Source organism: Microbacterium sp. Leaf351 (assembly GCF_001423825.1).
Lineage (GTDB): Bacteria > Actinomycetota > Actinomycetes > Actinomycetales > Microbacteriaceae > Microbacterium > Microbacterium ginsengisoli.
In genome coordinates, this window is sequence record NZ_LMPK01000015.1 from 138,507 (window position 1) to 149,148 (window position 10,642).

Sequence of the window (10,642 nt, forward strand, 5' to 3'; positions counted from 1 at the left end):
GCGTGGGCGGAGCCGCGACATCCGCCATCTCTTTGCCCGCCTGACGCGCGAGAGCGCCGCGGATGGGTTTGAATAAGAGGCGTGAACCTGGCGAGGACGCTGGCACGTGCAGCGCTGGGGGTCGCCGTCACCGTCGCGCTCGCGGCGTCACTGGTCGGATGCGCCCCCGCGGGTGATCAGCGCGCCAAGATCGCGCTGCTGCTCCCCGACGCCAAGACCGCCCGCTACGAGTCCTTCGACCGCCCGTTGTTCGAGAAGTCCGTCGCCGCTCTCGGCCCGTACGACGTGATCTACTCGAACGCCGACCAGGATGCCGCGGAGCAGCAGTCGCAGGCCGAGTCGGCGCTGGCCGCCGGCGCCAAGGTCCTGGTGCTCGATCCGGTGGACTCGAATGCGGCCGCGAGCGTCGTCGCCGCAGCGCGCGCCGCGGGAGTGCCGGTCATCGCCTATGACCGGTTCATCACCGGCGGTGGGGTGTCCTACTTCGTCGGCTTCGACGGCCAGAAGGTCGGCGAGCTGCAGGCGACCGCGCTCGTACAAGGGCTCACCGACCGCGGCACACTGTCGCAGGGCGGCATCCTCGTCGTGAACGGCTCGCCCACCGACAGCAACGCCGCACAGTTCGCGGCGGGCGCGGCATCCGTCTTCTCGACCAGCGGCGTGCAGATCCTCGCGTCGTACTCGACGCCCGACTGGAGCCCCGACAAGGCCCAGGAGTGGGTCGCCGGACAGATCACCCAGTACGGCGATCGCATCGTCGGTGTCTACGCCGCCAACGACGGTGTCGCGAGCGGCGCGATCGCCGCACTGAAGGCCGCGAACGTGTCGCCGATGCCGGTGGTGACCGGACAGGATGCCGAGCTGTCGGCCATCCAGCGCATCGTGTCGGGCGACCAGTACATGACCGTCTACAAGGCCATCGGACGCGAAGCCGACCGTGCGGCGCAGGTTGCCGTCGATCTCATCCGCGGCACGCCTCCCGCGTCGCCGACCCTCATCGACGGGGTGCCGAGCACGCAGTACCAGCCCGTCGCCGTCACCGTGCACGACATCATGGCGACCGTGGTTGCGGACGGCTTCTGGACCGTGAAGGATATCTGCTCGCCCGCCTACGCCGCCGCCTGCGCCGCGGCGGGCATACGGTGAGACGCACGATGGCAGCGATGGTGAATCAGACGAAGACGGCACGCCCCCACAAGGGCGTGCTCACCATGCGCGGGATCGGCAAGCACTTCGGCGCGATCAAGGCGCTGAGCGGAGTCGACTTCAGTGTGAGCGAGGGCGAGGTCGTCGCTCTCGTCGGGGACAACGGGGCCGGCAAGTCGACCCTCGTGAAGATCCTCGCGGGGGTGTACCGCGCCGACGCCGGAACCGTCGAGCTCGACGGCACGCCGATCGAGGTGTCGAGCCCCTCGCACGCCCAGCAGCTCGGCATCGCCACCGTCTTCCAGGATCTCGCCCTGTGCGAGAACCTCGACATCGTCGCCAACATCTGGCTCGGCCGCGAGCTCGTGCACGACCGTCTGCTCGACGAGATCGAGATGGAGGAGCGCACGATGCTGCTCCTGCGGGAGCTCTCGGCGAAGATCCCGTCGGTGCGGACACCGGTCGCCGCCCTCTCGGGCGGGCAGCGCCAGACCGTCGCGATCGCCCGGTCGCTCATCGGGGAGCCGCGCGTGATCATCCTCGACGAGCCGACCGCCGCGCTCGGCGTCGCTCAGTCCGCCGAGGTGCTGAACCTCATCGAGCGGCTGCGCGAGCGCGGACACGGTGTCGTGCTCATCAGCCACAACATGACGGAGGTGCTCGCCGTCGCCGACCGGGTCGTGGTGCTGAGGCTCGGACGCAACAACGGCGAATACGACGCAGCCGACCTCACGAGCGAGACCCTGATCGCCGCGATCACGGGTGCGTCGACGTCGGGGGTGCCGCAGCGCTCCCGCGAACCGCGAACCGTCCCCGTCGACACGAACGTCATCTCCCTGCGCACGAAGAGCCATCCGTTGCCGGGCGGCCGTTCGTGACGCGCCCGGGCACCGGCGAGCTGCTCGATCCCGACGAGGAGCGCGGCGCCCGGAGGCTCGTCGCGGTGGCGATCGCGCGGGTGCGCGGGGGCGATCTGGGCGCGGCGCCGGTGATCATCGGGCTGGTGATCATCTGGACGGTGTTCCAGTCGTTGAACCCGGTGTTCCTCTCGAGCACCAACCTCGTGAACCTCACGATGCAGTGCGCCTCGATCGGCATGATCACCCTCGGTGTGGTCGTCGTGCTGCTGATCGGGCAGATCGACCTGTCGGTCGGCTCGGTCTCGGGGCTGTCGTCGGCGCTGCTCGCGGTCGCTCTCGTGCAGTGGGACTGGCCGTGGCCGCTCGCGCTGCTCATCGCCGCCCTGTCGGGCGTGGTCGTAGGGCTCGTGTACGGCGTGCTGCTCACCCGGTTCGGCGTACCGAGCTTCATCATCACGCTCGCCGGGCTCCTGGCCTTCCTCGGCCTGCAGCTGCGCGTGCTCGGCGACACCGGATCGATCAACCTGCCGTTCGATTCGGCGCTCGTCACGTTCGCGCAGCAGATGTTCCTCCCGTGGTGGGCGGGGTACGTGATCTCCGTTCTGGCCGCGGGCGCCTACGCGCTCTCCCTCGTGCGACGCGCGCGTCGCCGCGAGGCCGCTGATCTCGGCTCGGACAGCGTCACCCGCATCGTCGTGCGCTCGGGCGCACTGCTGGTGGTCCTGCTCGTCGCCTCGTGGTACCTCAACCTCTCGCGCGGCATCGGGGTCATGTTCCTGCTGTTCGTGGTCGCGGTGGTTCTCATGAACGTCGCGCTCACGCGCACTCGCTGGGGGCGTGCGGTGTACGCGATCGGCGGGTCCGCGGAGGCCGCACGCCGTGCCGGAATCCACGTCAGCCGCATGTACATGTCGGCGTTCGTGGTGTGCTCGACGCTCGCGGCGATCGGCGGCATCCTCGCGGCATCCCGTCTCGCGGCGGCCAATCAGAGCTCGGGTGGCGGTGACACGAACCTCAACGCCATCGCCGCGGCGGTCATCGGCGGGACGAGCCTGTTCGGCGGCCGAGGGTCGGCGTTCTCGGCGCTGCTGGGCATCGTGGTGGTGCAGTCGCTCTCGTCGGGGCTCACCCTGCTCAACCTCGATTCCTCGGTGCGGTACATGATCACGGGTGCCGTGCTCGTGCTCGCGGTGATCGTGGATGCCGCGGCCCGCCGTTCGCGCGCGGCCGCCGGTCGCGCCTGACATCGTCAGGCACCATCCGTTCACGCCTCGAACTCGGCGTTGCATGCCGGAAACATTCGACCGTCGGATCGTCAGCGGAATCATCGAATCGGTTCGCACAACGCGCAGAATCGGGGCGGAATCGCCCTGAAGCCACCGGTTGACCGCATTTCCCCCGCCGTTGCCGAAGCGTTATCTTCACGGATTGACTTCAAGGCTTGAAGTCATAAAGATCGAGAAGCGATCAGCACCCGAACGCTGGTTCTGCTGTTTCAACGACGAAAGGCACATGATGAAGAAGTCTTCGATCCTGCTCGCGGCGGCAGTCGTGGGCGCTGGAGCGATGCTCCTCGCCGGCTGTTCCGGCACGAGCAGCAGCTCGAGCAGCGGCTCGGCTGCGGCAAGCGGCAAGCGCGCTTGTGTGATCCTCCCCGACTCGGCGTCGTCGCCGCGCTGGGAGAACTTCGACCGCAAGTACCTCACCGACGGTCTGCAGGCGGCCGGCTTCACCGCCGACGTGCAGAACGCCCAGGGTGACACCAGCAAGTACGCCACCATCGCCGACCAGCAGCTCACCCAGGGCTGCGGCGTGATGATCCTCACCGACTACCAGGGCGCAGCCGTGGGCGTCGCCAAGAAGGCCAAGGCCCAGGGCATCCCGGTCATCGCCTACGACCGCTCGTTCACCGGCTCCGACTACTACGTGTCCTTCGACAACGTGCAGGTCGGCAAGCTCGAGGGTCAGATGATCGTCGACGGCCTCAAGAAGCTGGGCAAGGACCCGGCCTCCTCGACGGTCGTCTACATGGGCGGCGACCCGACCGACAACAACGCGGCCATGTTCCGCACGGGTGCGAACGACGCCATGTCGGCTGCCGGCATCAAGCCCGCCGCTGAGCCCGCCGGTGTCTGGGACCAGTCCAAGTCGGCCACCAACTTCCAGCAGGCGCTGACCTCGCTCGGTGGCAAGGTCGACGCGGTGTGGGTCGCCAACGACACCAACGCCGCCGGTGTGATCTCGGTGCTCAAGAACTCGTTCCAGGCCGGTCAGATCCCGGTGTCGGGCCAGGACGCGAGCGTCGTGGGTCTGCAGAACATCCTCCTCGGATGGCAGTCGGGCACGGTCTACAAGCCCGTCAAGGATGAGGCCGACGCCGCCGTCAAGGTCGCCGTCGCCCTCCTGAACGGCCAGACCGTCACCGCCGACCAGAAGCTCGCCGATGGCACGCCCTACATCTCGGTCACGCCGAAGTCGGTCGACGCCACCACGGTCGAGACCGTCGTGAGCGCCGGTGACGCCTCCGCGTCGGACATCTGCAACACGGCCGAGCTCCAGGCCGCCTGCACGAAGTACGGCGTCAAGTAATCACGCCTGCGGGAGGCGTCGCGTCACCTGACGCGGCGCCTTCCGCGCGCTGTCCGACACTCTCGAAAGAAGGCACCATGCCAGATCCGATCATCGAACTCGTGGGCGTGAAGAAGTCGTTCGGCCCCGTCAACGTCCTCAAGGGTGTCAACCTCAAGGTGCACCCGGGCAAGGTGACCGCCCTCGTCGGCGACAACGGCGCCGGCAAGTCCACGCTCATCAAGGGCCTCGCGGGCGTGCAGCCCTACGACGACGGCGACGTGCGCATCGACGGCCAGCACCGCGACCTGCACAGCCCGCGCGAGGCCGCCGCCCTCGGCATCGAGGTCGTCTACCAGGACCTCGCGCTCGCCGACAACCTCGACATCGTGCAGAACATGTTCCTCGGCCGCGAGGAGACCAGCGCCGGCACGTTCGACGAGGGTCGCATGGAGAAGGAGGCCTCAGACACGCTGCGCTCCCTGTCCGTGCGTACGGTCAAGTCGGTGCGCCAGAAGGTGTCGAGCCTCTCGGGCGGTCAGCGCCAGACGGTCGCGATCGCCCGCGCCGTCCTCAAGAAGGCCCGCGTGGTCATCCTCGACGAGCCGACCGCGGCGCTCGGTGTCGCGCAGACCGAGCAGGTGCTGAACCTCGTCAAGCGCCTCTCCGAGCAGGGCGTCGCCGTCGTGCTCATCTCCCACAACCTCGCCGACGTGTTCGAGGTCGCCGACGACATCGCCGTGCTCTACCTCGGCCAGCTCGTCGCGCAGCTCGAGACGTCGCAGACCACCCGCGACGAAGTCGTCGCCTACATCACCGGTTCCAAGAGCGACGTTCCGCTCGTGGGCACCTCGACCATCTCTGTGGAAGGCGGCAACGCATGAGCAGCACGACGCGGACGAACGCCGCACCCGACCCGGTCGCCGGCGACCTCATCGGCAGCGGGGTCGAAGGCGGCCTCGGCGACCAGGTCGCTGCCTGGTGGCAGCGGGTGCGCGGTGGCGAGATGGGCGCACTCCCGGCGCTCGGCGGGCTCATCGTGCTCGCCATCCTGTTCTCGTTCCTGAGCCCCTACTTCTTCACGACCGGCAACCTCGCCAACCTCCTCAACCAAGCGGCGAGCCTCGTCATGCTCGGCATGGCCCTCGTGTTCGTGCTGCTGCTGGGTGAGATCGACCTGTCGGCCGGTGTGACCGGTGGCGTCTCGATGGCCCTGTTCGTCGTGCTGAACGACCGGGTGGGCGTGCCGTGGATCCCGGCGCTGCTCATCGGCTTCGCCGCGGGCATCGCGACCGGTGCCCTGATCGGATTCTTCGTTGCGAGGGTGGGCATCCCGTCGTTCGTCGTGACCCTGGGTCTGTTCCTCGGCTACCAGGGTCTCGCCCTCATCATCATCGGGTCGGGCGGCCTGTACCAGATGAACGTGCAGTTCCTCAGCGACATCCAGAACAGCAACATGCCGATCTGGGCCGGCTGGGCGCTGCTGGTCGTGGTGCTGGTCATCACGGCGGTCACGGCGTTCTGGGATCGTGCACGTCGCACCCGCGCCGGCGTTCCGAACCGCGCGATCTCGCTCGTGTGGATCAAGCTCGCCGTCATCCTCGTGCTCGGCGGCGTCGCGGTGTACTTCCTCAGCCTCGACCGCTCGCAGTCGGTGCGTGCGGTGACGGGCGTGCCCGTGATCGTTCCGGTCGTGCTCGCGATCCTGTGGATCGGCACGTTCGTGCTCGACCGCACGAAGTTCGGCCGCTACATCTACGCGATCGGCGGCAACGCCGAGGCCGCCCGCCGCTCGGGCATCAAGGTGCGCTGGGTGAAGTGGTCGGCGTTCGTGGTCTGCTCGGGTCTCGCCGTGCTGTCGCAGCTGTTCGACGTCGCGCGCATCGGCTCGGTCGACGCGACCGCGGGCCGCGACATCGTGCTGAGCGGTGTGGCCGCAGCGGTCGTCGGCGGCGTCAGCCTCTTCGGCGGACGCGGTCGCCTGATCCACGCCGCGCTGGGCGCCCTGGTGATCGCGATGATCACCAACGGCCTCGGCCTGCTGGGCCTGCCGGCGGGCATCAACCTGCTCGTCACGGGTGGCGTGCTGATCCTGGCCGCCACCGTCGACGCCGTCTCGCGTCTGCGGTCGGGCGGCACCTCGCGCTCCTGACGCGCAGAGCGGATGCTGCGGCGCCCGGTCCTCTCACGAGGGTCGGGCGCCGCGGTGGTCTGCGGGTCAGTGTGTCGGGTGAGTTCCCAGCGGGATCACGTCGGGCTGATAGCCGCGCCGACGTACGCTCGCGTCGTGCCCGCGCATCTCACGCTCCCGTCGTGGTTGGCGAGCATGTCGTTGGTGGACTCGGCGGTCTCGGGGACGGTCCTGATGCTTTCCGTCCTGCTCGGTGTGGTGGCTCTCGCTCGCCGCCGCTCGCGTCGCGCCGCACTGGTCGCCGCGGGTACCATCGCCGGCTCAGTCCTCGCCGCCGCGCTCGCCCTGACAGCCCTCCTCGACCTTGGGCCGGGGGTCGGTGTCGCCGTCCCCTTCGCCGGGAGATCCTGGGTCGTCGTCGCGGTCGCGGGTCTCGCTGTCGGCGTGGCCGCGATCGCGGGCGCACGATGGTGGCACAGACTCGCAGGCGCCGCGGCGGCGGTCTCCGCGATCACGGCCGCAGCCCTCGGCGTGAACGCAGTCTTCGGCGTCTACCCCACCGTCGCCGATCTGTGGGGGCGTCCGGCACCACCCGCACTGGCGGATGTCGCCTCCGGAGAGCATGGTTCGGTCGAGGCCGTGGGCACCGACTATGTGTCGACCGCCGCGGGAGGGGCCCCGGTGCCCGCGGCCGGCGCGGTCGTGTCGGCCACGATCCCGGCGACGGTCTCCCACTTCGCCGCGCGGCCCGCGACGATCTATCTGCCACCCGCGGCCCTGACGGCGCACCCGCCGGTTCTTCCGGTGGTGCTCGCCTTCTCCGGCCAGCCCGGGAGCCCGTCGGATCTCTTCACCTTCGGCGGCCTCGCCACTGTGCTCGACACCTTCGCCGCCGCTCACCACGGATTCGCGCCGATCGTCATCTCTCCCGACCAGCTGGGCGCCGCGTCGTCGAATCCGATGTGCGTGGATTCGACGCTCGGCAACGTCGACACGTACGTCGCGACCGACGTGGTGACCTGGGCGAAGTCGCATTTCCGCGTCAGCAGCAGCCCGCTCGCATGGGGAGTGCTCGGATTCTCCGAAGGCGCCACCTGTTCCATCCAGTTCGCCGTCACGCATCCGGACGTCTTCGCCTCGGCGCTCGCGATCTCGAGCGAGCTCGTGCCGACGATCGGGGTCGATACGGTCAAGGTGGCGTTCCGAGGCTCGGCGGCCGAATACGCCCGACATCATCCGCTCGCGCTCATGCATGCGCACGGCCCGTTCCGAGATTCGCGCGTCACGTTCGTTGCCGGCGAACAGGACCCGATCTTCGTGACGGCGGCGCGAAAACTGGCCGACGGGGCGCGCGCCGCGGCGATCGCGACCGACGTGCTCATCTCACCCGGCACCGGCCACGATTGGAACACCGTGCGCTGGGGACTGCGCCACGGCCTCGCCGGCTTCTTCGGGCACCTGGGGCTCATCCCCGCTCACTGAGGCGCGACGAGTCCCGCCGCGATCATGCTGCGGGCCGCGTCGACGACGGTCTCCCGCGCCGGGCGTGCGCTCCAGCCGAGCACTCGGCCGGCGGCGGATGCGTCGATGCGCTTGACGTGACCGAGGTCGGCGGCGACGCCGCGCAGCTCCGGCTTGCGTCGCGCGGCGAGCCGCACGAGCCAGTTCGGCGTCGTGCGCGTCGGCACGCGTGCGGCATCCGTTCCGAGCTCCTCGCGCAGCACGCGCGCGACCTGCGGCAACGTGAGGCCCTCGCCGCTCGCGAGGAGGAAGCGGTGGCCCGCGGCATCCGCGGTCGTCATGGCCCGCAGGTGCGCGTCGGCGACGTCGCGCACGTCGACGATCGGCAGCCACAGGTTGATGGCCGACGGCATCCCTCCGGAGAGCAGCCGCCGCACCATCGCGTTTCCGCCCGAGAGCGAATCGGATGCCACGGGCCCGAGCACCGCGACAGGGTTGATGACGGCGAGCTCGAGGCCGGTCTCGCCGACGATCTCCCACGCGGCGCGTTCGGCGAACACCTTGCTGCGCCCGTAGGCGTCCATGCCGGGGCCGTCGAGCGGCGACCAGTCCGCCTCGGTGAACAGGTGGTCGGTACGCCCGCGGCCGAAGCCGATCGCGTGGAAGGCCGAGGTCAGCACCACACGGGAGACCCCGGCACGGGGCGCCGCGCGCAGCACGCGGGTGGTGCCGTCGACGGCGGCGGCGATCATGGCGTCGTCATCGAGCGGCGCACCGTGAGGGACGGGCGACGCGACGTGCAGCACGAAGGTCGCCCCGGCGAGCGCGGCGTCCCAGCCGTCGTCGGCGGTGAGGTCGGCGGCGACCACCTCCAGGCCGTCGGTGGATGCCGCGCCCAGCCGCGCGAGCTGCGCACGCAGGGCGGAATCGCGGTCGAGGGAGCGGGAGGTGGTGCGCACGCGGTAGCCGGCGGCGAGAAGCTGCACGATGCACTGCGACGCGATGAACCCGGCACCGCCGGTGACGACGACGAGAGGAGAGGGGGCGGTCATGGCTACATCGTGCGCGCGCACGGCGGCCATCACCAGTGCCCGGACGATCCTGGGGATGACGGGACCAGGATCGGCCGCGGCATCCGTCGTACTCTCGCAGCATGGGCGATGACGAGAACCGACTCGGCGCATTCCTGCGCGCCCGGCGCGAGCTCATCNNNNAGGTCGCGATGCTCGCGGGCATCAGCGCCGACTACTACCTGCGGCTCGAGCAGGGCCGCGACCGGCATCCGTCGCCGCAGGTGCTCGACGCGCTCGCACGCGTGCTGCGGCTGGATGCCGACGCTGCCCGCCACCTGAACGAGATCGGGATGCCGCGGCCCCGCGCCGTGCGCACCCGTCGACGCGCGGAGGTGGTGCCGGCCCACACGCTGCGCTTCGTCGGCCAGGTGCCGTTCCCGGCGTTCGTCGAGGGGCGCTGCCTCGACGTGCTGGCCGCGAATCCGCTCGCCGCCGCACTCTCGCCACGTCTCACGGTGGGCGGCAACCGGCTGCGGGACTTCTTCCTCGACGACGCCGAGCGCGACCTGTTCCCGCACTGGGACGAGGCCGCGGCGGGCCTCGTTGCGGGGTTCCGGCAGTCGATCGGCGCCGACACCGACGACCCGCGCGTGATCGCACTCGTCGGGGAGCTGTCGCTTGCGAGTCCTGTCTTCGGGCGGCTCTGGGCGCGCCACGACGTGCGGATGCGCCAAGGTGCGACGGTGACGTTCGCGCACCCGAGCGTGGGCGCGCTCACGGTCGACCGCGAGAAGCTTGCGATCCCCGGCACGGACGGCATGATGCTGGTGATCTACCACGCCGAGCCCGGCACGGCGGATGCCGACAAGCTCGCCCTCCTCGCGGCGAGCGCCGCCCCGGCGCGGTGAACGTCGGGGGGTTGCGGCAAGCGGGTGCGATGCCCGCAGGGGGCGCGTCTAGGCTGACCCCCATGGCCCGGCGCGACACCCCCGCTCCCCCACGCGACAGCGCGCCGGACGTTCCCGACGACCTCGACGAGGCCGGCGGACTCTCCCCACGCGATGACCTCCTCGCGGCCCGGATCACCGGGCTCGCCGACGATGTGCTCGCCGCGCACGCCCGACTCGTCGAGTCGCGGGTGGAGGCGGCATCCGTGGCGCTCTTCGACGCGACCGGCACGACGTTCACCGATGTCGTCGTCGACGACCTGCGCGCCGTCGAGCTGCGGCTGCGCGACGCCCGGTGGCGCAACGTCGCCCTCACGGGCGGACGCATCGGCACCCTCGACGGCCTGCGCGCCGCCTGGGACGGCGTGACGCTGCGCGGCATCCGCGTGGGCTACCTCTCGCTGCCGTCCGCCGAACTCGCCGACGTGCGATTCGTCGACTGCGAGATCGGCACGCTCGACCTCCCCGACGCGACCCTCACCCGCGTGACCTTCGACTCCTGCCGCGTCGACGAGG

General features: G+C 70.2%; 11 protein-coding genes and 1 pseudogene. 10 read left to right on the plus strand and 2 right to left on the minus strand.

The features are described 5' to 3' along the window. Positions 1-81 precede the first annotated feature (81 nt). Genes ASG00_RS06340 through ASG00_RS06350 form a run of 3 tightly spaced genes read left to right on the plus strand, consistent with a single transcriptional unit; the run spans position 82 to position 3,250 of the window. Complete coding sequence (locus ASG00_RS06340; RefSeq protein ID WP_048809006.1) at positions 82-1,146, plus strand: sugar ABC transporter substrate-binding protein; 1,065 nt, start codon at positions 82-84, stop codon at positions 1,144-1,146. A 17-nt stretch (positions 1,147-1,163) separates the two neighbouring features. Next, positions 1,164-2,024, plus strand: a complete 861-nt coding sequence (locus tag ASG00_RS06345) for an ATP-binding cassette domain-containing protein (RefSeq protein ID WP_082483095.1) — start codon at positions 1,164-1,166, stop codon at positions 2,022-2,024. After that, entirely contained in the window at positions 2,021-3,250 is a 1,230-nt protein-coding gene (locus ASG00_RS06350; RefSeq protein ID WP_082483096.1) for a sugar ABC transporter permease, read from the plus strand. The genes ASG00_RS06345 and ASG00_RS06350 overlap by 4 nt, the downstream gene beginning before the upstream one ends. 177 nt (positions 3,251-3,427) lie before the next feature. Here ASG00_RS06350 and ASG00_RS17415 read toward each other — a convergent pair whose 3' ends face one another. Further along, positions 3,428-3,640: a hypothetical protein gene (locus ASG00_RS17415; RefSeq protein WP_235559329.1), complete on the minus strand. Its 213-nt coding sequence runs from the start codon at positions 3,638-3,640 to the stop codon at positions 3,428-3,430. 10 nt (positions 3,641-3,650) lie between these two features. Here ASG00_RS17415 and ASG00_RS06355 point away from each other — a divergent pair, with 10 nt between their 5' ends. The 4 genes from ASG00_RS06355 to ASG00_RS06370 all read left to right on the plus strand — a co-directional run bounded on the left by ASG00_RS06355 (position 3,651) and on the right by ASG00_RS06370 (position 8,187). Then, the gene (locus ASG00_RS06355; RefSeq protein WP_235559331.1) at positions 3,651-4,595 is read left to right on the plus strand and encodes a sugar ABC transporter substrate-binding protein; all 945 of its coding nucleotides are present in this window, start codon (positions 3,651-3,653) and stop codon (positions 4,593-4,595) included. 77 nt (positions 4,596-4,672) lie between these two features. Next, positions 4,673-5,458, plus strand: a complete 786-nt coding sequence (locus ASG00_RS06360) for an ATP-binding cassette domain-containing protein (protein ID WP_045247782.1) — start codon at positions 4,673-4,675, stop codon at positions 5,456-5,458. Next, positions 5,455-6,726, plus strand: a complete 1,272-nt coding sequence (locus tag ASG00_RS06365) for a sugar ABC transporter permease (protein ID WP_045247781.1) — start codon at positions 5,455-5,457, stop codon at positions 6,724-6,726. The genes ASG00_RS06360 and ASG00_RS06365 overlap by 4 nt, the downstream gene beginning before the upstream one ends. Before the next feature lie 213 nt (positions 6,727-6,939). Beyond that, positions 6,940-8,187, plus strand: coding sequence for an alpha/beta hydrolase (locus tag ASG00_RS06370; RefSeq protein ID WP_162238358.1), 1,248 nt, complete (start codon positions 6,940-6,942; stop codon positions 8,185-8,187). Here ASG00_RS06370 and ASG00_RS06375 read toward each other — a convergent pair. Then, positions 8,181-9,218 carry an NAD-dependent epimerase/dehydratase family protein gene (locus ASG00_RS06375; protein ID WP_082483111.1) on the minus strand — a complete coding sequence of 346 codons (1,038 nt, stop codon included), beginning with the start codon at positions 9,216-9,218 and terminating at the stop codon, positions 8,181-8,183. The genes ASG00_RS06370 and ASG00_RS06375 overlap by 7 nt on opposite strands. 101 nt (positions 9,219-9,319) lie before the next feature. Between ASG00_RS06375 and ASG00_RS18690 the strand changes: the two genes are divergently transcribed. The 3 genes and pseudogenes from ASG00_RS18690 to ASG00_RS06385 all read left to right on the plus strand — a co-directional run. Next, a partial coding sequence (locus ASG00_RS18690; protein ID WP_268772025.1) for a hypothetical protein occupies positions 9,320-9,376 on the plus strand: 57 nt, incomplete at its 3' end. A 4-nt stretch (positions 9,377-9,380) separates the two neighbouring features. Then, positions 9,381-10,087, plus strand: a pseudogene (locus ASG00_RS06380) (helix-turn-helix transcriptional regulator); the annotation flags it as partial. A 62-nt stretch (positions 10,088-10,149) separates the two neighbouring features. Continuing rightward, positions 10,150-10,642, plus strand: a 493-nt coding sequence (locus ASG00_RS06385) for a hypothetical protein (protein ID WP_235559333.1), incomplete at its 3' end; no start/stop codon positions are given.